Annotated in this window: 19 protein-coding genes; 10 read left to right on the forward strand and 9 right to left on the reverse strand. The window is 72.0% G+C overall.

The genetic code is table 11. The annotated features are described in order from the left end of the window. Positions 1–59: 59 nt before the first annotated feature. Entirely contained in the window at positions 60–1,376 is a 1,317-nt protein-coding gene (locus tag ACRQ4C_RS05965; RefSeq protein ID WP_439690466.1) for an MFS transporter, read from the reverse strand. 69 nt (positions 1,377–1,445) lie between these two features. Between ACRQ4C_RS05965 and ACRQ4C_RS05970 the strand changes: the two genes are divergently transcribed. From ACRQ4C_RS05970 to ACRQ4C_RS05980, 3 genes are all read left to right on the forward strand, one after another. Further along, positions 1,446–1,817, forward strand: a complete 372-nt coding sequence (locus tag ACRQ4C_RS05970; protein WP_439690467.1) for an FKBP-type peptidyl-prolyl cis-trans isomerase — start codon at positions 1,446–1,448, stop codon at positions 1,815–1,817. Continuing rightward, positions 1,817–2,653, forward strand: coding sequence for an aldo/keto reductase (locus ACRQ4C_RS05975; RefSeq protein ID WP_439690468.1), 837 nt, complete (start codon positions 1,817–1,819; stop codon positions 2,651–2,653). Before ACRQ4C_RS05970 ends, ACRQ4C_RS05975 begins: the two co-directional genes overlap by 1 nt. 238 nt (positions 2,654–2,891) lie before the next feature. After that, positions 2,892–5,135: a HelD family protein gene (locus tag ACRQ4C_RS05980; protein WP_439690469.1), complete on the forward strand. Its 2,244-nt coding sequence runs from the start codon at positions 2,892–2,894 to the stop codon at positions 5,133–5,135. A gap of 315 nt (positions 5,136–5,450) precedes the next feature. On the opposite strand, the gene ACRQ4C_RS05985 is transcribed toward ACRQ4C_RS05980, so the two are convergent. From ACRQ4C_RS05985 to ACRQ4C_RS05995, 3 genes are read right to left on the reverse strand one after another with little or no spacing between them, the layout of a single operon-like run. Then, positions 5,451–5,720, reverse strand: a complete 270-nt coding sequence (locus ACRQ4C_RS05985; protein WP_439690470.1) for a protealysin inhibitor emfourin — start codon at positions 5,718–5,720, stop codon at positions 5,451–5,453. 32 nt (positions 5,721–5,752) lie between these two features. Further along, on the reverse strand, positions 5,753–6,802 hold the full coding sequence (locus ACRQ4C_RS05990; protein WP_439690471.1) for a M4 family metallopeptidase: 1,050 nt from the start codon (positions 6,800–6,802) through the stop codon (positions 5,753–5,755). A 49-nt stretch (positions 6,803–6,851) separates the two neighbouring features. Continuing rightward, on the reverse strand, positions 6,852–7,904 hold the full coding sequence (locus ACRQ4C_RS05995; RefSeq protein ID WP_439690472.1) for a glycoside hydrolase family 6 protein: 1,053 nt from the start codon (positions 7,902–7,904) through the stop codon (positions 6,852–6,854). A 103-nt stretch (positions 7,905–8,007) separates the two neighbouring features. Here ACRQ4C_RS05995 and ACRQ4C_RS06000 point away from each other — a divergent pair, with 103 nt between their 5' ends. The 3 genes from ACRQ4C_RS06000 to ACRQ4C_RS06010 all read left to right on the forward strand — a co-directional run bounded on the left by ACRQ4C_RS06000 (position 8,008) and on the right by ACRQ4C_RS06010 (position 9,606). Next, positions 8,008–8,454 (forward strand): VanZ family protein, encoded by a 447-nt coding sequence (locus ACRQ4C_RS06000; protein ID WP_290132312.1) that lies wholly within the window; start codon positions 8,008–8,010, stop codon positions 8,452–8,454. Positions 8,455–8,555: 101 nt separating this feature from the next. After that, entirely contained in the window at positions 8,556–8,825 is a 270-nt protein-coding gene (rpsO, locus tag ACRQ4C_RS06005) for a 30S ribosomal protein S15 (RefSeq protein WP_058725132.1), read from the forward strand. A gap of 163 nt (positions 8,826–8,988) precedes the next feature. Continuing rightward, a complete protein-coding gene (locus tag ACRQ4C_RS06010; protein WP_439690473.1) occupies positions 8,989–9,606 on the forward strand; it encodes a CE1759 family FMN reductase in 618 nt (205 codons plus the stop codon). A 26-nt stretch (positions 9,607–9,632) separates the two neighbouring features. Here the strand turns inward: ACRQ4C_RS06010 and ACRQ4C_RS06015 are convergent, their stop codons facing one another. Next, on the reverse strand, positions 9,633–10,028 hold the full coding sequence (locus ACRQ4C_RS06015) for a hypothetical protein (protein ID WP_439690474.1): 396 nt from the start codon (positions 10,026–10,028) through the stop codon (positions 9,633–9,635). Between the two features lie 48 nt (positions 10,029–10,076). On the opposite strand from ACRQ4C_RS06015, the gene ACRQ4C_RS06020 reads away from it, so the two are divergent. Then, positions 10,077–11,069 carry an FAD:protein FMN transferase gene (locus ACRQ4C_RS06020; RefSeq protein ID WP_439690475.1) on the forward strand — a complete coding sequence of 331 codons (993 nt, stop codon included), beginning with the start codon at positions 10,077–10,079 and terminating at the stop codon, positions 11,067–11,069. A 114-nt stretch (positions 11,070–11,183) separates the two neighbouring features. On the opposite strand, the gene ACRQ4C_RS06025 is transcribed toward ACRQ4C_RS06020, so the two are convergent. Continuing rightward, positions 11,184–12,419 carry a coiled-coil domain-containing protein gene (locus ACRQ4C_RS06025; protein ID WP_439690476.1) on the reverse strand — a complete coding sequence of 412 codons (1,236 nt, stop codon included), beginning with the start codon at positions 12,417–12,419 and terminating at the stop codon, positions 11,184–11,186. 306 nt (positions 12,420–12,725) lie between these two features. Between ACRQ4C_RS06025 and ACRQ4C_RS06030 the strand changes: the two genes are divergently transcribed. After that, positions 12,726–14,999: a polyribonucleotide nucleotidyltransferase gene (locus tag ACRQ4C_RS06030; protein ID WP_290132307.1), complete on the forward strand. Its 2,274-nt coding sequence runs from the start codon at positions 12,726–12,728 to the stop codon at positions 14,997–14,999. 96 nt (positions 15,000–15,095) lie between these two features. Here ACRQ4C_RS06030 and ACRQ4C_RS06035 read toward each other — a convergent pair whose 3' ends face one another. From ACRQ4C_RS06035 to ACRQ4C_RS06045, 3 genes are all read right to left on the reverse strand, one after another. Beyond that, the gene (locus ACRQ4C_RS06035; protein ID WP_439690477.1) at positions 15,096–15,623 is read right to left on the reverse strand and encodes a YbhB/YbcL family Raf kinase inhibitor-like protein; all 528 of its coding nucleotides are present in this window, start codon (positions 15,621–15,623) and stop codon (positions 15,096–15,098) included. A 104-nt stretch (positions 15,624–15,727) separates the two neighbouring features. After that, positions 15,728–16,693 carry a ferritin-like domain-containing protein gene (locus tag ACRQ4C_RS06040; RefSeq protein ID WP_439690478.1) on the reverse strand — a complete coding sequence of 322 codons (966 nt, stop codon included), beginning with the start codon at positions 16,691–16,693 and terminating at the stop codon, positions 15,728–15,730. A 340-nt stretch (positions 16,694–17,033) separates the two neighbouring features. Continuing rightward, positions 17,034–17,681: a TetR/AcrR family transcriptional regulator gene (locus ACRQ4C_RS06045; protein ID WP_290132304.1), complete on the reverse strand. Its 648-nt coding sequence runs from the start codon at positions 17,679–17,681 to the stop codon at positions 17,034–17,036. Positions 17,682–17,926: 245 nt separating this feature from the next. Between ACRQ4C_RS06045 and ACRQ4C_RS06050 the strand changes: the two genes are divergently transcribed. Together ACRQ4C_RS06050 and ACRQ4C_RS06055 are read left to right on the forward strand one after the other, a co-directional pair. Then, positions 17,927–19,261: a M16 family metallopeptidase gene (locus tag ACRQ4C_RS06050; RefSeq protein WP_439690479.1), complete on the forward strand. Its 1,335-nt coding sequence runs from the start codon at positions 17,927–17,929 to the stop codon at positions 19,259–19,261. A gap of 8 nt (positions 19,262–19,269) precedes the next feature. Beyond that, a complete protein-coding gene (locus tag ACRQ4C_RS06055; RefSeq protein WP_058725153.1) occupies positions 19,270–19,872 on the forward strand; it encodes a histidine phosphatase family protein in 603 nt (200 codons plus the stop codon). Positions 19,873–19,880: the final 8 nt, after the last annotated feature.

Genomic DNA, 19,880 nt, shown 5'->3' on the forward strand with positions numbered 1-19,880 from the left:
CGGCACTGTCGCGTGTCAGCAGACTGTCGCTTTCGCGAAGGCGACCGGCCTCGCGGTCGCTAGTTCGCGTGCGGGTGCAGCGCGTCGTACCGACGGAACGACGGGACGAACCGGAGCAGCAGCGCGACCAGGCCGATGATCACCACGCCACCGATGATCGGCGGGTACGCGATGCCCGCCGCGACGACGAGCCCGGCGTACAGGTCACCGAGCCGCGGGCCACCCGTGACCACCACGATGAAGATGCCCTGCAGTCGCCCGCGCATCCCGTCCGGCGACGCCGCCTGCAGGATCGTGTTCCGGAACACCGAGCTGACGTTGTCCGCACCGCCGGCGGCCGCGAGGCACAGCGCCGCGAGCCCGAGGGCCGGCAGGATCCCGACGCTGAAGGCATCGCCCGAGCGACCGCCGAGCAGGTGCGCCACCGCGACGACGACGCCGAACGCGGCGATCGCCCCGCCGTACGCGGTGATCGCCCACCCGACCGCCTCGCCCTGCCGGCGGACGTGCCCCAGCGGACCGGAGAACACACTCGACAGCAGCGCGCCGATCGCGTACGCGGCGGTGAGTGTCCCGACCGTGATCGACCCGCCGCCGATGACGAGCGCCCCGATCGCGGGGAAGAGCACCCGCGGCTGGCCGAACGTCATCGCGATGATGTCGAGCACGAAGGTCATGGTGATGTTGCGGGAGCGCTTCAGGAACCGCGCCCCCTCGATCAGCGAGCTCAGCCCGGGCCGGAGGGCGTCGTGTTCGGCCGCCATCCTCGGCAGCGTGAACACCCCGAGGAACGCGAACGTGAAGAGGACGACGTCGATCGTGTACGTCGGGGCGAAGCCGATGCTCGCGATGAGGACACCCGCGATCGCCGGACCCACCGTGACCTGGAACCCGGACGCGATGCCGCCGAGGGCGCTCGCCGCGGGCAGGAGGTCGGTGCCGACGAGCCGCGGCACGATCGCGGAGCGCGAGGCGTTGCTCACCGTCGCCGCGACGGCGTTCACCGTGGCGAGGACGTAGAGCAGCGCCACGCTGTGCAGGCCGAGCCAGGCGTGGGTGGCGATGAGGGCCACAGCGGCCCAGGCGACGATCGCCGACACGAGGGCCACGAGCCGCCGGTCGAAGGCGTCGGCGAGCATGCCGCCGTAGAGCCCCGCGACGATCATCGGGACGAGTGCGATCACGCCGACGAGTGCCACGGCGAACGTCGAGCGGGTGATGTCGTACACCTCGAGGCCGACCGCGACGGTCGTCATCTGCGTGCCGATGCCGGCGATCGCCGTGCCGGCCCACAGCCGCGCGAACGCGGGGGAGCGGCGGAGCGGGGTGAGGTCGGCGAGCAGGCGGCGGCGCGGAGCGGTGTCGGATCGTGTCACGGTGGAACCATTCTGCTGCCTCCATCGGCCTGCACGGCCAGGACCGCGCTCTCTGGTTGACTGGCCGGCATGACTGACCTCAACAGCAAGCCCGAGTTCGACGCCCCCGAGGGCCCCACCCCCACCGAGCTCGTGGTCACCGACATCGTCGAGGGATCCGGCGACGAGGCCACCGCTGGCTCGACCGTCAAGGTCCACTACGCCGGCGTCGAGTACGAGTCGGGCGAGGAGTTCGACAGCTCGTGGAACCGCGGCGAGCCGATCGACTTCCCGCTCGCGGCGCTCGTCCGCGGCTGGCAGGAGGGCATCCCCGGCATGAAGGTCGGCGGCCGCCGCAAGCTCGTGGTCCCGCCGGAGCTCGCCTACGGCCCGGCCGGCGGCGGACACTTCCTCTCCGGCAAGACCCTCATCTTCGTCATCGACCTGCTCGGGGTCCGCTGATGCAGGTCGGCGCCCCGACGATCGAGCTGAACGACGGCCACCGGTTCCCCGAGCTCGGCCTCGGCACCTACGGCCTGAACGGCGACGAGGGCACCGCGCAGGTGCAGGCGGCGATCGCGAGCGGCTACCGGCTGCTCGACACCGCGCTGAACTACGGCAACGAGGACGCCGTGGGCCGTGCGGTCCGCGAGTCCGGTGTCGACCGTGAGGACCTCGTCGTCACCACGAAGCTGCCGGGGCGCCACCACGGGTACGACGAGGCCCACCGGTCGATCGACGAGTCCCTCGCGAACCTCGGCCTCGACCACGTGGACCTGTACCTCATCCACTGGCCGAACCCGTCCGTCGACAAGTTCGTCGACACCTGGAAGGCCTTCGTGGACCTCCGTGACGCCGGCAAGGTCCGCTCGATCGGTGTCTCGAACTTCACGCCGGAGCACCTCGAGCGCATCGTGGACGCCACCGGGGTCGCCCCGGCCGTGAACCAGGTCGAGCTGCACCCGTACTTCCCCCAGGCGGCGCTGCGGAAGGTCCACCAGGAGCTCGGCATCGTGACCGAGAGCTGGAGCCCCCTCGCGAAGCAGTCCGAGCTCATGAGCGAGCAGCCGGTCGTCGCGGCGGCCGAGGCCCACGGGGTCACGCCGGGGCAGGTCGTGCTCCGCTGGCACGTGCAGCTCGGTGCCGTGCCGGTGCCGAAGTCGGGCGACGCCTCGCGGCAGCGCGAGAACCTCGACGTCTTCGGCTTCGAGCTGACCGACGACGAGGTGCAGGCGATCTCCGCGCTCGAGCGCGGGCGCCTCTGGGACGGCGACCCGGACACGCACGAGGAGATGTAGCGTCCGCGTCCGTCCCGCGGGACTGCGGTCTGCCGCCGGAACCAGGTTCCGGACACAGCACCGTGGAGAAGCGCGGTGCTGTGTCCGGACCGCGGTGCGGGACGGGCGGAACCAGGTTCCGGACTGGAGGCGCGTGGCGGGTCCGCCACGCGCCTCCAGTCTGTCCCGGGGTCGCGCCGTTCTCGGTGTCGGTCCTGCGGGACTACACTGGACACCCCTGTTTCCCGAAGGGTGGCGTGTGTCCGAACCGACCGAGATCGACCGCGAGCGTGGCTACGTCGACGGGCTGTTCGCCCGCCTCGACGAACTGACCGCCGAGGCCGAGCAGCGTCTCGCCGAGACCCGCCGTCAGGCGGTCGGCGGGAACCACCAGAGCCGCAGCGAGCGCGACGCGTACGCCCGGCTCTACGAGGACACCATCGCGACGCTCGAACGCGTCGGCGACCGCCTCGTGTTCGGTCGGCTCGAGGTCTCCGAGCCGGACAGCGACGAGGACGCGTTCCGGTACATCGGCCGGGTCGGCCTCCGCGACGACGACCACCGGCCGCTCCTGCTCGACTGGCGGGTCCCCGGTGCGAGCGCGTTCTACCAGGCGACCGCCGCGCACCCGATGGGCATGCGGGCGCGCCGGCACCTCACGCTCGACGGCCGGACCGTCGTCGGGGTCGAGGACGAGGTGTTCGACGCCTCCCTCTACGACGACGAGCGCACGCACCTGCAGGGCGAGGGGGCGCTCCTCGCCGCCGTGACCGCCGAGCGCACCGGGCGGATGACGGACATCGTCGCCACGATCCAGGCCGAGCAGGACCGCATCATCCGGTCCCCGCTCGAGGGCGTGCTCATCGTGCAGGGCGGCCCCGGCACGGGCAAGACCGCCGTGGCGCTGCACCGGGCCGCGTACCTGCTGTACTCCTACCGTGAGCGCCTCCGCGGGTCGGGTGTGCTGATGGTCGGGCCGTCGTCCGCGTTCCTGACGTACATCGAGCAGGTGCTGCCGTCCCTCGGCGAGACCGGTGTCGTGATGGCGTCGCTCGGGTCGCTGTACCCGGGGGTGCACGCCTCCACGCACGACCACCGGGACGTCGCCGCCGTGAAGGGCTCGGCGGAGATGGCGTCCCTGCTCCGCCGTGCCGTCCGGTCGCGGCAGGTCGTGCCGGCCGAGCCCGTGACCCTCGACGTCGAGGGCGAGCGGCTCGTCGTCCCGCCACAGCTCGTGGCCGACGCCATGAAGCGCGCGCAGGACCGCGGCAAGCCGCACAACGTCGCCCGGGTGACGTTCAACAAGATCGCCCTCGACGCGATGACCCGACTCCTCGCCGATCAGCTCCGCGAGCGCGGCACCACGGTGGACGAGGCCGACGAGAAGGTCCTCCGCGAGGACATCCGGTCCTCCTACGACGCCCGAGTCCTCCTCAACACCGCCTGGCTGCCGCTCCCTGCCGAGAAGTTCGTGGAGGACCTCTACGCGCGGCCGAACTGGCTCGCGTCCCTCACCCCGAACTGGACCCCGGAACGTCGGGCACTGTTGCTCCGCCCGCGGGGTTCGGTGATGACGGTCGAGGACGTCCCCCTGCTCGACGAAGCCGCCGAACTCCTCGGCCCGTTCGACCCCACCGGCGGCGCGGCGAAGCGTGCGGCGAAGGCGAGCCGCAACCGCGACATCGAGAACGCGCGGCAGGCCATCGAGAACATGGGCGTCGAGGGCATCGTCACCGCCGAGCAGGTCGCCGGGTCCTTCGCCGAGGGCGGCGACCCGCGCACCACGGCCGAGCGCGCCGCCGAGGACCGCGAGTGGACCTACGGGCACATCGTGGTCGACGAGGCGCAGGAGCTCTCGCCCATGCAGTGGCGGGTGCTCGCCCGCCGGAACCCGCTGCGGTCCTTCACGATCGTCGGGGACATGGCGCAGGGCTCCTCGCCGGGAGCCGCTCGCACCTGGGACGACGTCGTCGGCGCCCTCGCCCGCCGTCGCCGTGGCCGGGCGCCGCAGGTGCCGATCGAGCACCGCGTCGAGGAGCTCACGGTCAACTACCGCACGCCACGGTCGATCGTGCGTGCAGCCGGGGAGTACGCGGCGTCCGCGGGGCTCGTGGTCACCCGGACCGAGGCCGTGCGCGACGGCGACCCCGTGCAGCGGGTGTCGGTACCGCGGGCCGACGTGCTCGACACGGTCGCCTCGCTGGTGGACGACGAGCGCGCGGCGATCGGCAACGGGACCATCGGCGTGATCGTGCCCGAGGCCGACGCCGACGCTGTCCGGCACCGCCTCGCCCGGACCGAGGCGGACGTCCGGTCGCTCGGGTCGCCGCGGCCGGGGTCGGTCACGGTGCTCACCGGGGCGGACGCGAAGGGCCTCGAGTTCGACGGGGTGCTCCTCGTCGATCCGGAGCGCGTCGGCGCGGATGCGGCTCGGGCGGCGGCGGCGGTGTACGTCGCGATGACGCGGCCGACGCGGCGTCTGACGGTCGTCGACGTGGCCTGACGGGCCGCGCTGCGGGCGTTCCGCACCCGCCCGCGTGCGCGTGGCGCGCGTGTGCGTGGCGCGCGTGTGCGCCGCACCGCCGGAGTCGTTTCGCACCGTGGTTGCGCGCGGTTCGGGTTGTCTCCGGTTGTGCACTGGTGCGCGCGGCCCGGGAGGCGCGTGGCGGGCTGGTGCCGTGCCTCCCGTTCGGCGCAGCACGACCCGCGCGCGCCGCGCGTGTGCACCGCACAACCAACGTCGTTGCGCACCGTGGATGCACGCGGTTCGGGTTGTCTCCGGTTGTGCGCTGGTGCGCGCGGCCGCGCACCGCGCCGGTCAGGCGGTGTCGCCCTCGTCGCGGACGCGTGCCACGAGGGACGCCCACGGCTCCTCGAGTCGGCTCCCCGGGATCGTGACGGTGCGCTGCTCGATCGTGATCGTCCACGTGAAGTCGTCGCGGATGCCCGGAGCCGGGGCGGGCACCTCGCGGGGGAGCGTGTCGACGAGGTCCGTCCACGCCGCAGGGTCGTCGCAGGCCTCGGTGTCGACGCGCCAGCCCCGGGTGGTGCCGGCGAAGCCCCCGGTCCGGCGGACGGCGATGTGCATGCCCCGACCGTACGCCGGGCACGGAGTACCGGTCAGCTCAGGACGCCGACGTCGCGCCACGCCTGCTGCACGGCGCCGTGCTCGCGCGACCCCGACCCGAACCGGGCTGCCGCCGCGTCGACCGTGACCGCCGCGAAGCCCGCGAAGTCGATCGACTCCGTCGTGGCGTCCGACGTGAGGGCGTCCCACCAGACGGCCCCGGCGCCCTCCCACGCGTTGCCCCCGATGGCCGTCGCCGCGAGGTAGAAGGCGTGGTTCGGTATGCCGGAGTTCGTGTGGACGCCACCGTTGTCGTCGGTCGTCTCGAGGTAGTCCGCCATCGTCGCCGGTTGGGGGTCCTTGCCCAGCATCGGGTCGTCGTAGGCCGTGCCCGGCGCCCGCATCGAGCGGAGTGCGACGCCGTGCACGCGCGGGGTGAAGAGACCCTCGCCGATGAGCCAGGAGGCCTGTTCCGCGGTCTGGCCGCGGGAGTACTGCAGCACGAGGGAGCCGAACACGTCGCTGATCGACTCGTTCAGCGCACCGGACTGCCCTTCGTACGTGAGGTCGGCCGTGTACTGCGTGACGCCGTGCGCGAGCTCGTGGCCGATCACGTCGACGGCGATGGTGAAGCGCTCGAAGACCTCGCCGTCCCCGTCACCGAACACCATGCGACTGCCGTCCCAGTAGGCGTTGTCGTAGTCCTGCCCGTAGTGCACCGTGGCGTCCAGCGGCAGCCCGGCGCCGTCGATCGAGACCCGGTCGAACACCTCGAGCCAGAAGGCGTGCGTGTCGCCGAGGCCGGTGTACGCCTCTTCCACGGCGGGGTCTCCCGAGTCGGGGTCGCCCTCGTTCCGCACGACCGTGCCGGGCAGGGTCGTCGTGCCGTGCGCGTCCGAGATCGACCGTTGCGGCGACCGGTCGACCGTGTCGCTCACGCCCCGGGGCGCGTCGCGGTGCTCGTGCTTCGGCTGCTGCACGACCTCGAGCGAGGCCAGTGCGGACCGCGCGGCGGAGGAGGCTCGTGGGAAGTCCGGTGCGTCGGCGACGGCCCGGAGCAGGTAGGGCGGGACGACGGAGCGGAGGCGCGCGGTCGGGGTCATGTCCCGATGGAACCACCGCGCACCGACACCCCGCCGTGAGGATCCTCGCTCAGTGGCGCTTCCGGTTCGCCACGAGGTCGAGCGCGTACGACTCCCACCACTGCCCGGCCGCGGGTCCGCCGTTGCACGTCCCGTCGCTGAGCCCCGGTGTCTTCACCCAGAGCAGCGCGTCGAGCCGGGTGCTGCCCCGCGTGACGTGCGGTGTCTGTCCGAGACCGGCCCCGGACGGGTTGCACCAGGTGCCGCGCCAGCCCTGCCCGTTGCGGGAGACGTCGATGACGAAGTGCGGGTCGCCGCCGATGCGGTCCGCGAGTTCGTCCGCGTAGGCGCGTTCGGTGTCGACGCGGTAGAAGTTCGAGACGTTCGTGAAGAAGCCCTGCGTCCGGTCGACGCCGGCCTGCCGGAGCCAGGACGCCTGCTGGGCGACCGGGACTCGCTGCTCGTTGCCGCCGTCGAGGTACACGGTGAGCCCGTGCCCGCCCAGCGCCTCGACGGCCTGCCGGAGCAGCGGCAGGCGGGAGTCCTCGAGAAGCTTGCACACCGCGATCTGGGCGATCGAGTCCGGCTCGACGAGCACGACCGCGTGCGACCCCGCCATCGCCCGTGCGGCTGCGCGGACCCAGGGCACGTACCCGGACGCCGTGCTGCCGCCCTTCGAGTAGTGGCCGCAGTCGCGGTCGGGGACGTTGTACAGGACGAACACCGGGGTGCGGTCCTGCTGGCGCGCGCTCCGGACGACGTCGCGGATCGTGGCACGCGTGTCGGCGACCGAGTCGTCCGTCAGCCAGGTGGCGATCGGCTGGTCGGCGATGACCGCGATCCGCTCCGCGGTGGTCTCCTGACCGGCCGCCCGCGCCGCTGCCTCGCGTCGGCCGGGTTGGTTCTCGGCGGACGGCTGGACTGCGAGGCCCCCGGGGAACGCCTGTGCGGCGGTGCGTCGCTCGACGACCTGGCGCCCGTCGGGGGACCCGTCGCGGGGGAGCGTCACCACGACGGCGACCACGACGGCGACGACCACGGCCGCGGTGACACCGATCCACGTCCACTGGCGCCCCGCCGACGACCGACGCGGCGCACCCCGGCGGTTCCCCTGGTCCGTCATGGACCCATGCTCCCAGGAGAACGGGCGCAGCGGGGAACGGCTCCGGGCGTTCTGCCAGCGGCGGGCCAGGGGTTTCCCGACCACGGTGCGTCAGACTCTGCGGATGCTCCGGAAACTCCTCCTCCTCGCCGTCACCGCGGCGTACGCCTGGGTGATCTGGCGGATGACCCTGACGCCGGAGGTCTTCACCGCGGCGCAGGGGTCCCTCGTGGAGCACGCGATCCGGTGGGCCCAGCGGATCACCGGCAGCGGCTGGCTCACGTACGACCGGACGGAGTTCCTCGCCAACATCGCGATGTTCGTCCCGGTCGGCATGCTCGCCGCGCTCTGGCTGCCGCGCCGCTGGTGGCTGCTCGGCGCGGTCGTCGCCGTCGGGCTCTCGGTCGGCATCGAGCAGTACCAGGGCGCGTTCCTGCCGAACCGCGTGTCCGACCCCCGCGACGTCCTGTCGAACGGGCTCGGTGGGCTCCTCGGAGCGACGCTCGTCGGGCTGTTCCGCAGCCTGCTGCCCGCTCCTCGGCGTCGTCGCCTGCGTCCCCGCACTGCCTGAACACCTGGTAGGCTTCTCCGGTTGCCGTCGAACGGCCGCGGACAAAGAGCGCTCGTGCACAAGGCACGGGCACCGCGCAACGGACAGGAAGGGGATCATCCATGGCACTTGACGCGAAGGTCAAGCAGGAGATCATCGAAGAGTACGCGACCCACCCGGGCGACACCGGATCCCCCGAGGTCCAGGTCGCCGTTCTGACGCGTCGCATCAACGACCTGAACGAGCACCTCAAGGAGCACAAGCACGACCACCACTCGCGTCGTGGTCTGCTGCTCATGGTCGGTCAGCGTCGCCGCCTCCTCGGTTACCTCGCTGACGTGGACATCAACCGCTACCGTGCGCTCATCGAGCGCCTCGGCCTGCGCCGCTGAGTCCCACGCAGACACTGCTCGGCTGAACGCCCGGTCTTCCTCGGAAGGCCGGGCGTTCTCCGTACCCGGCCGGGAGGCCCGTGGAGACCGGGCGGGAATGGTTGCGTCCGTCGATCGGTTCGGTACGATGTTCATGCAAACGCATCGAAAGTCGGGAACCACCATGACCACCATCGCCGTCGTCTCCGCCGGACTGTCCGACCCCAGCTCGACCCGCCTGCTCGCCGATCGCCTCGGTCGGGCCGCGGCCGAGGCCCTCCTCGCGGACGGCACCGCCGCCGCGGTCGAGCACGTCGAGCTCCGCCCGATCGCGCACGAGATCGTCGATGCGATGTTGACCGGTTTCGCCGCACCGGCCCTCGCGGGGGCGATCGCCACGGTCGTCGAGGCGGACGCGGTCGTGTTCGTCACGCCGGTCTTCACCGCCGGTGTCAGCGGACTCGCCAAGTCGTTCCTCGACGTGATCGACAAGGACGCGCTCGCCGACATGCCCGTGCTCCTCGGCGCGACCGGCGGCACCGCGCGGCACTCGCTCGCGATCGACCACGCGCTCCGTCCGGTGTTCGCCTACCTCCGTGCCGCCGTCGTCCCGACCGGGGTGTTCGCCGCGACCGACGACTGGGGCACCGCAGGAGACGCCGCTGCGCTCGAGGGGCGCATCAGCCGCGCCGGAGCCGATCTCGCGTGGGCCGTCCGGTCCTCGCGCCGGGTCCCGCAGCAGGCGGACGCCCTGCCCGCGACGCCGGACTTCGCCGCGATGCTCGGCGGCCTCGGGCACTGACGCGGCGGGGAAGGGGCGTCCGGCTCTTACCCGACCCTCACCGGTTGCGCGGGACGGGTCCAGCCCGTTCCCGGGTCGTCCACCGACCGGCACGCGAGCCTCGTCCCGAGACGAGGAGGAACGATGGGCAGCAACGGCAGGAAGTGGACGACGAGCTCGCTCGTGAGCATCGGCGGACTCGTGGTCGCGATGGTCACCGGCGCCGGGCTCTGGGTCGGACACGAGCAGGGCACCGCGAGCAACGACTCGGGCACCAGCGACACCAGCAGCACGAGCGGCAACAGCACGAGCGGCAGCAGCAGCACGAGCAGCAGCACGAGCGACAGCAGCAGCACGAGCAGCAGCACGAGCGACAGCAGCAGCACGAGCGGCAGCAGCGACAGCGACAGCAGCAGCACGAGCACGGGCGGCTCGGGCGTCACGCAGGGCAGCCAGAACTCGTCCTCCGACGCGACGACGACGGGCTCCTGATGCGCGCCGCCGCCGAGTGGGAGCTCTGGACCACCACCGCCCGGGTCGTCCTCGACCGCTGCGACCGCCGTCAGCTCGCCGCCGCCGAGGCCTGCGTCCGCGAGGTCACCGACGCCGTCGACCGCGCCTGCAGCCGCTTCCGCGACGACTCCGAACTCGTCGCCCGCACCGCGGACCTCGAGCACGGCGCCGAGGTGTCGCCGCTCCTGGCGTCCCTCGTGCACCAGGCGCTCGACGCCGCACGACTGACGAACGGTGACGTCGACCCGACGCTCGGCAACCGCATGGTCGCCCTCGGCTACGACGCGGCGTTCCACCAGGACGGCAGTCGGTCCGTCGACGACCGGCCAGTCGACGGGCCTGTCGACGACCGGCCCCTCGACGACCGGCCCCTCGACCAGGACCCCGCGATCCTCGCGTCAGCGCTCGACACGCGACCCGCCTGGCAACGGGTCCTCCTGAGCGGCAGGTTCCTCCGCGTCCCCGCGGGCGTCCGCCTCGACCTCGGTGCGACCGCGAAGGCCGCCGCGGCCGACACGGCAGCGGCAAGCATCACTGCGCGCCTCGGCATCGGAGCGCTCGTCTCCCTCGGCGGCGACGTCGCCACGGCCGGCCCGGAGCCGGCGGGCGGCTGGCAGGTGCGCGTGCAGGACCTCGACGCCGACCCCGTCGACCACGTGCGGATCGCGTCGGGCTGGTCCGTCGCGACCTCGAGCACGCAGAAACGTCGGTGGGAGCAGGACGGGCGCGCGCGACACCACGTCCTCGATCCCCGGTGGGGGCTCCCCGCCGAGCCGGTCTGGCGGTCGGTGACGGTGGTCGCACCCTCGTGCGTCACCGCGAACACCCTGTCGACCGCGGCGATCGTCCGCGGACGCGGTGCGCCGGCGATGCTCCACGCGAGCGGACGCGCAGCCCGGCTCGTCGCAGCCGACGGCGAGGTGATCCGCCTCGGCAACTGGCCCGCCGAGGACGCGCGGACCGCCGCGTAGCGGCTGCTCCCGCGATCGGGGTGTGTGCGTCGGGCGCCGCCCGCAACGCACCCACCCACCGGACGGGAGGCCCGTGGCGGCACCGCCCGCGCCTCCCGGCCGGTCCGCGGCGCGTCAGTACCAGTGCGGGTTGACGCTCATCTCGTGGTTCCACGCGCCGCAGGGCGACCCGTAGGCGTCGTGGATGTACGCGAGGCCCCAGTTGATCTGCGTGGCGGCGTTCGTCCGCCAGTCGGCACCGGCGACCGCCATCTTGTCGGCGGGGAGCGCCTGCGGGATGCCGTACGCACCACTCGACACGTTCAGGGCGTTGGCCCGCCAGCCGGACTCCTGCGTCCACAGCGAGACGAGACAGCCCATCTGGTCGGACCCCCAGCCGTAGGCGCCGATCGCGCTCCGGGCGTACGCCTGTGCCCCGGCCGGGTCGACGACCACGCCGCCGGTGCTCGGGTAGTTCGTGCCCGAGCCGCCGCTCGTGCTCCCGCTGCTGCTGCTGCTGCTGCTGCCGCTCGTACCGGGACCGGTGTTCGCCGCCGCGGCCTGCTGTTCGCGCTGCCGCTCGGCCGCCTCCTCCCGACGACGCTGCTGCTCGGCCTTCTGCGCCGCGACCTGGAGGCCCAGCTGGTACCCGCGCTCCTCCGAGGCGGTGGTGTCCTGCAGTGACGCGAGCTGCGCGTAGAGCTCGTCGCTGTGCTGCTGGGTGTCGTCCACCGCTTCGTCAGCGGCCTCCTGCGCCGACTTCGCGTCGGCGGCCTTCGCCTCGGCGGCGGCCGCGAGGTCGGCCCGCTCGTCCTCGGCACGCTTCGCCTGCTCGTGCAGCGACGACGCGGTCCCGGCGGCGACCGACGCGTCGTCCATCACGCCCGCCCACGTCGACGAGAGCTGGTCGAGGGCACCGAGCTGGTAGAGCAGCTGCCCCGGGTCCTTCGTGGTCACGATCCGCGTGGACATCTGGTCGGTCGCGCCGTCGCGGTAGAGGTTCGCCGCGAGCTGCCCGGCGCGCTGCTGCGCCCGCTCGGCGGTCGCCGAGGCGCTGTCCGCCTGGGCCTGGAGGCTCGTGGCGGTCTGGGTGGCCGTCGCCAGGTCCGCATCGGCCCGGTCGGCCGCCTCGGAGGCGGTGATCGCGGCGGCGGACTTCGCGGCGGCGTCGGCCTGCACCTGCTCCAGCGCGGTCTGCACGCGGTCGACCTCGGCCTTCTTGGCCTGCTCGTTGCCCTTCGCGCGCTGGACGTCCTGCCACGTCGGGTAGGTGGTCGCACTCGCCGGGGCCGCGGTCACGAGGGGGGCGACGAGCACGCCCGCGACCACGGCGGCCACGACGAACCCTCGCCCGGAGAGGGGGAGGCGCATGCTCCGTACGCTAGCGGCCGCGTGCGGGTTCGTCGTGCGCCTCGCCCGCGGATCGCCTGAGGACTGGTAAAGTCCTGTTCGTCCGGGGACCGTTCCCCGAGCATGCGACCGAGGACTGTTCCCCGGTCGTCACACAAACACTGCGCAGACCGGGCACGGAGCTGGTCATCGGTGGTGGCTCGCGGGCCGAGAAGGTGTCCCGAGTGCTTCTACTGCTGGCCAGACATGCGTCCCGACACCTCGGCGCGCACGCACCGTCGTGTGCCGTCGCCGGGTCTGCCGAGAACACGTCAAGGAGGCACCCTTTTGGAGGGTCCCGAGATCAAGTTCGCCGAAGCCGTCATCGACAACGGCAAGTTCGGCAAGCGCGTCGTCCGGTTCGAGACCGGCCGCCTCGCACAGCAGGCGCAGGGCGCGGTCGCCGCGTACCTCGACGAGGAGACCATGCTCCTCTCGGCCACCAGCGCCGGCAAGCACCCGCGGGAGGGCTTCGACTTCTTCCCGCTGACCGTCGACGTCGAGGAGCGCTCGTACGCCGCGGGCAAGATCCCCGGCTCGTTCTTCCGTCGTGAGGGTCGCCCCTCGACCGAGGCGATCCTCGTCTGCCGCCTCATCGACCGGCCGCTGCGCCCGTCGTTCGTCGACGGCCTCCGCAACGAGGTCCAGATCGTCATCACCGTCCTGAGCATCGCGCCGGACGAGTTCTACGACGCGCTCGCGATCAACGCGGCGTCCGCGTCGACGCAGATCTCCGGTCTGCCGTTCTCCGGCCCGATCGCCGGTGTGCGCCTCGCGCTCATCGGTGACCAGTGGGTCGCGTTCCCGAAGGCGTCGCAGCTCGCCGAGGCCGTCTTCGACCTCACCGTCGCGGGCCGTGTCGTCACGGACGAGGCCGGCAACGAGGACGTCGCGATCATGATGGTCGAGGCCGAGGCCACCGAGCACAGCTGGGACCTCATCCAGGGCGGCGCGACCAAGCCCGACGAGGCGATCGTCGCGCAGGGCCTCGAGGCGGCGAAGCCGTTCCTCAAGGTCCTCGTCGAGGCGCAGGCGAAGATGGCCGCGCAGTCGGCCAAGGAGATCCAGGACTACCCGGTCTTCCCGCCCTACGCCCCCGAGGTCTACGACGCGGTCGAGGCGCTCGCCCTCGACGAGCTCAAGGACGTCTACCAGATCGCCGGCAAGCTCGAGCGTCAGGACAAGGACGACGCCCTCAAGGCCCGCGTCAAGGAGGCCATCGCGGCCAAGGTCGAGGCCGGGGAGCTCCCCGAGAGCGCCAACGGCCAGGTCAGCGGCGCCTACAAGTCGGTCACGAAGAAGGTCGTCCGCGGCCGCATCCTGACCGAGCAGGTCCGCATGGACGGTCGCGGCCTCGCCGACATCCGTCCGCTCGACGCCGAGGTCGCCGTGATCCCGCGCGTCCACGGCTCGGCGATCTTCCAGCGTGGCGAGACGCAGATCCTCGGCGTCACCACGCTGAACATGCTCAAGATGGAGCAGCAGATCGACTCGCTGTCGCCCGTCACGAAGAAGCGCTACCTGCACCACTACAACTTCCCGCCCTACTCGACCGGTGAGACCGGCCGTGTGGGTTCGCCGAAGCGTCGCGAGATCGGGCACGGCTTCCTCGCCGAGCGCGCGCTCGTGCCGGTGCTGCCGTCGCGCGAGGAGTTCCCCTACGCCATCCGTCAGGTGTCCGAGGCCCTCGGCTCGAACGGTTCGACGTCGATGGGTTCCGTCTGCGCCTCGACCCTGTCGCTCCTCAACGCCGGTGTGCCGCTCAAGGCCCCGGTCGCGGGCATCGCGATGGGCCTCGTCTCCGACACCGTCGACGGCCAGACCCGCTACGCGGCGCTGACCGACATCCTCGGTGCCGAGGACGCCCTCGGTGACATGGACTTCAAGGTCGCCGGCACGTCGGACTTCGTCACGGCGATCCAGCTCGACACGAAGCTCGACGGCATCCCCTCGTCGGTCCTCGACGCCGCGCTCAAGCAGGCCAAGGAAGCGCGCTCCGCGATCCTCGGTGTGCTGAACGAGGCCATCGACGCCCCCGACGAGATGGCCGACACCGCGCCGCGCGTCATCTCGGTGCAGATCCCCGTCGACAAGATCGGCGAGCTGATCGGCCCGAAGGGCAAGACGATCAACGGGATCCAAGACGAGACCGGCGCCGACATCTCGATCGAGGACGACGGCACCGTGTACATCGGCGCCGTCGACGGTCCGTCGGCCGAGGCCGCCCGCGCCCAGGTCAACGCGATCGCGAACCCGACGAACCCGGAGATCGGGGACCAGTTCCTCGGCACGGTCGTCAAGATCGCGACGTTCGGTGCCTTCGTGTCGCTGCTCCCGGGCCGCGACGGTCTGCTCCACGTCTCCGAGGTCCGCAAGCTCGCCGGTGGCAAGCGTGTGGAGAACGTCGAGGACGTGCTCGGCGTCGGCCAGAAGATCCTGGTCGAGGTCACCAAGGTGGACGACCGCGGCAAGCTGTCGCTCGCGCCGGTCATCGCCGACGACGTGGACACCGAGGGCGGCAAGGGTCACGAGACCCACGCCGAGGCTCCGGCCGAGGGCTGATCCCTCCGCGTCCTGACGCACGAACGGCCGTCGCTCCTGATCGGAGCGGCGGCCGTTCGCCGTTGGTGGTGCGGTGCGTCGGTGCGACGCGCGGGGTCAGGCGGCAGGGGTCTCTTGCGTGCCGACGAGCTGGGCGCGACCGAGCAGGTGCTCGCGGAGCAGGAACCCGACGACGGCGGGCGTGGCGTCGGCGGGAGCCTCGAGGACGGGCACGTCGAGCGCGCTCAGCGTGAAGAAGTAGCGGTGGGCGCCGTGTCCGGCGGGCGGGGCCGCCCCGAGGAACGTGTCGGTGCCGTACTCGTTGCGGCGGCGGAGAGCCTCGGCGGGCAGCAGGGCATCGTCGGTGCCTGCACCGCGCTCGAGCGAGTTCGTGCCCGCGGGGATGTCGGTCACCGCCCAGTGCCAGAAGCCCGATCCCGTCGGGGCATCAGGGTCGTACACGGTCAGGACGTAGCTCCGGGTGCCCTCGGGCTCGCCGGACCACGCCAGCGCGGGGGAGCGGTCCTCGCCACCGGCGTCCGAGCCACGGGCCCAGTCGGGCAGCGCGCCGCCCTCGGTGAAGTCGGGGCTCGTGAGCGAGAAGGAGGGGACCTCGGGCAGCTTCCAGTTCGGGTCGTTCGTCATGCGGCCAGCCAACACCCGAGTCCTGACGGCGGCCGGGAGGAACGGCGCGAGCCCGCACCGCGCCTCCCGTCCGCTGACCGGTCGCGTTCAGAGCACCCCGCGCGTCAGGCGGGTCCGGTTGCGCTGCCGGGGTTGCCGCTCGCGACGATCGGACCGTTCACGCCCTCCGGGAAGAACCCGCCCTTGTCGATCTGCACCGGTGTCAGGAAGACGACGTTCAGCACGCGCTCCGCCGTTCGTCCGTAGGCGATCGAGTTTGCGTCCGTCGGCACGAGGTTGACGGCTCCGGACGAGCTCACGATGCCCTGGTCGTCGTCGGTCGGGCCGTCGAGGGAGTCGCGCGCGTCGGAGATCTTGCCCGCCGGCACCTGCAGCCCCTTCTCGTACAGCTTCGAGCGGATGATCCCGGCGTGGTACGCCTCGACGGCGAGGATGCCCGCGGCAGCGCTCAGGTAGGTCTTGTTCGTGATGAGCGGCGCGGCGCCCTTGTACGCGGTGACGCCCACGTCCTCGAACACGTAGGCACCGAGCAGGAAGGCCTCCTCGCTCGCGAACGGGTCGAACGTGCCGGTCGGCCCGACCATTCCTGCGGCACGGGCAGCAGCGGTGAAGGCGTTCGTGAAGTCGATCTTCGGACGGGAGACCTTGGCGTCGCCGAGGGCTGCCCGGAGGAACGCGACGTGCGCTCGTTCGTCGTTCGCGATCTCGGTGGCGATGCCGCGGATCGCTGCACTCTTGAACGGGACCTTGCTGCCTCCGACGACGGGACCCTGGGGGTCGATCCCGGTGATCATGTTGTCGGTGAGCCCGTCGCCGAACACGGCGCGCAGGTAGAACTCCGCCTCGAGGTACTCGAGGTTGAGCGCGAAGTTGAGGATCGCGGCGTCCGAGACGGCACCGTCCTCCTGGGGGGACGCGGACGCACGGTCCGTGGTGAGTACCGACGAGCTGAGCGCGGCGATGCCGGCGGAGGCGCCGACGACCCCGGCGGCGGTGAAGAACCGTCGTCGGTCGAGCGCGTTCTCAGCGCTCCGGTCGACGGCGTTGCGGATGAAGGCATTGTCGAACATCGATGTCCTCGAGACGTGCTGGCAGCACGGGGCCCGGTCGACGCTGCAGGGAAACGGGTCGGCCCGGTCACGACCGGCGGGATGGTCGATCGTGGCGTCACGATACCCCCGGACGGGGGGTGCGACCAGGGGGGTGCGGAAAGCGGTCGGCGCGGCGGACCGGCACCGTGCCTCCAGGCCGGATGTGCGACAGCGACAGATGGCCGCCTTGTGCCGCGAAGTGTGCTGCGGAAGCGACATCGTGCTGCGGAGCAGCGCCGCCGAACTGTCGCTCTCGTGGAAGCGACAGCGACGGAAGCGGAGCCGGCGACAGCGCCCGCGCGCCCGCTCCGTCAGCGCGTCAGGCCGCGAGCACCCGCTCGACCACGCGACCCAGCGCCGCGGTGGCGGCGATGGCGTCGCCCGCGTACGCACCGGCCATCGCGCCGTCACGTGCGAGCATCAGCTCGTCCGCACCGTCGCCGGCGAGCGGGTGCCCGGCAGACTGCAGGAGCGAGGCGAGCCGGTCCGTGTACCAGTCACGGTGCACGGCGACGACCTCGCGCACGGGGTCGCGGGGGTCGTGGTACTCGGCGGCGGCGTTGAGGAACGCGCAGCCGCGGAAGTCGACGCCGTCCACCTGTGCGGACACGGCGGCGACCCAGGCGCGGATCGCGTCGGCGGGCGAGGCGGCTCCGTCGACGATGGCCTCGAACTTCGCCACCACGGCGTCGTGCTGCGCGCGGATGTAGGCGAGGATCAGGTTGTCCTTGGACCCGTAGTGCTTGTAGAACGTCGCCTTCGTGACGCTGGCCTCGGAGATGAGGCGGTCGACGCCGACGTTCCGGATGCCCTCCTCGTAGAAGAGCCGCGTGGCGGTCTCGAGGATGCGGACCTTCGCGCCGCCGGTGCGGGGAGCCGGGGGGACGCTCGACCCACCCGGCGACGCGAGGTCATCGCTCGGACCCAGGAGACGCTGGACGGCCGGTTGGGGGGAATCGACCGTCACAGCGTGGCTCCTTGGGCTCATCGGCTCCGTGACCGATCGGGGGGAGACGGTCACGCAGGACAGATGTCCCGAGCCAACGGGTCGGAATCTAGGGGGGGCTTCCGACCCGGTGGAGAAACAGTACCACAAGGAGGACAGACAGACGAGTCGGTCTGTCCTCAGTTTGTGTACCCCAGTTCGAGGCACGTCGAGAACCGCAGTGAAACTGGGGGGAAGCGCCTCGACGATCAGTAGGCTCGTCTCCGATGAGTCACCCTGTGCCGTTGCCACTGGAGGCCCCGGACACGTCGTTCCTGACGTCCGGAGGCGCCTTCGTCCGCCGTTCCGTCCTGCCCTCCGGCGTGCGCGTCCTCACCGAGGCCGTACCGGGTGCCGCCTCGACGAGCATCGGCTTCTGGGTCGGCGTCGGCTCACGTGACGAGCGCGAGGGGCAGTTCGGCTCCACGCACTTCCTCGAGCACCTCCTCTTCAAGGGCACCGAGGGCCGCAGCGCGCTCGACATCGCGATCGCGTTCGACTCGGTCGGCGGCGAGCACAACGCCGCGACGGCCAAGGAGTACACGTGCTACTACGCACGGGTCCGGGACGCCGACGTCCCGATGGCCGTGCAGGTCATCGGCGACATGGTCACCGGGTCCGTCCTCGACCCCGAGGCCTTCGACATCGAGCGCGGTGTCATCCTCGAGGAACTCGCCATGGCCGCCGACGACCCCGCCGACGTCGCCGGCGAGGCCTTCTTCGCCGCGGCCTTCGACGGGCACCCCCTCGGACGGCCGATCGGTGGAACCCCGGACAGCATCCGGGCCGTGCAGCGCGACGAGGTCCTCGCCCACTACCGCGAGCACTACGCGCCGAACGGCATCGTCGTCACCGCCGCCGGGGCCGTCGACCACGACCGCTTCCGCGACCTCGTGGCCTCGGTGTTCCAGCACGCCGAACGCTCGGCACCGCTCGCGCGACGCACCCCGCAGCCCGTCGCCGACCCCGCCGTGCCGAAGCTCTCCGTCGTGCACCGTCCGACCGAGCAGGTCAGCATGCTCCGCGGCTCGCAGGGCCTCGACCTCCGCGACGAACGGCGCCCCACCCTCAGTGTGCTCAACGCGGTGCTCGGTGGGGGCATGAGCTCCCGGCTCTTCCAGGAGGTCCGTGAGCGCCGCGGCCTCGCCTACGCGGTGTCCTCCTTCGCGCCGGCCTACCTCGACAACGGAGCGTTCGGTGTCTACGCGGGCTGCGCGCCGGACAACGTGCCCGGTGTCGTCGAGATCGTCGACCAGGAGTTCGCCCGGATGGTGTCGGACGGCATCTCGGACGACGAGCTCCGCCGTGCGAAGGGGCAGATCGAGGGGGCGCTGACCCTGTCGCTCGAGGACTCCGACGCACGCATGACCCGACTCGGCCGTTCCGAGCTCGGCACGGGGGAGTACACCGACCTCGCCACGGCGCTCGAGCGCGTCGACCGCGTGACCCGTGCCGACGTCCAGGAACTCGCAGCGGACCTGCTGACCCGACCGATGATCACCTCGGTCGTCGGTGCCGTGCGCCAGGAGGACCTCGAAACGGCGATCAGCACCGGGGGTTGAGCATCGACATGTCGCACTACCTGTACCTGGTCCGGCACGGCGAACACCAGGACGCCGAGCACGGACTCCGCGACGGCAAGCTGTCCGAGCGGGGCAAGCGCCAGGCGACCCTCGTCGCCGACCGCCTCGGGGGCGTCCCGTTCGACGGCGTGTACCACTCGCCCCTGGAGGCCCCGAGCGAGACCGCGGCCTTCATCGCGCAGCGACTGCCCTCGATCCAGCCCGAGCCCTCGACCCTCCTCTTCGACTGCATCCCCTCCGGCCCCACCCCGGACATGCCGCACGCCTACCAGGGCTGGTACGGCGGCATCACCGAGGAGGAGATCGTCGCCGGCCAGGCGCAGATGGGCGACGCCGTCGCCGAGTGGTTCACCCCGGCGCGCGAGGACCGGCACGACCTCCTCATCACGCACAACGCCGTGATCGGCTGGTTCGTCCGGGAGGCCTTCCAGGCGCCGGAGTGGCGGTGGATGGGCACCAACGTGGCGCACACCGCCCTCACGATCATCCGCATCCGCTCGGCGAAGCCGGCCGAGGTCGTCACGCTGAACGACCTGGCGCACCTGCCGGTCGAGTTCCGGACGGGCCTGCCGGTCGACCAGCCCGTCTGAGCAGGCCG

The sequence above is a fragment of the Curtobacterium sp. SP.BCp genome (genome assembly GCF_051903255.1).
Lineage (GTDB): Bacteria > Actinomycetota > Actinomycetes > Actinomycetales > Microbacteriaceae > Curtobacterium.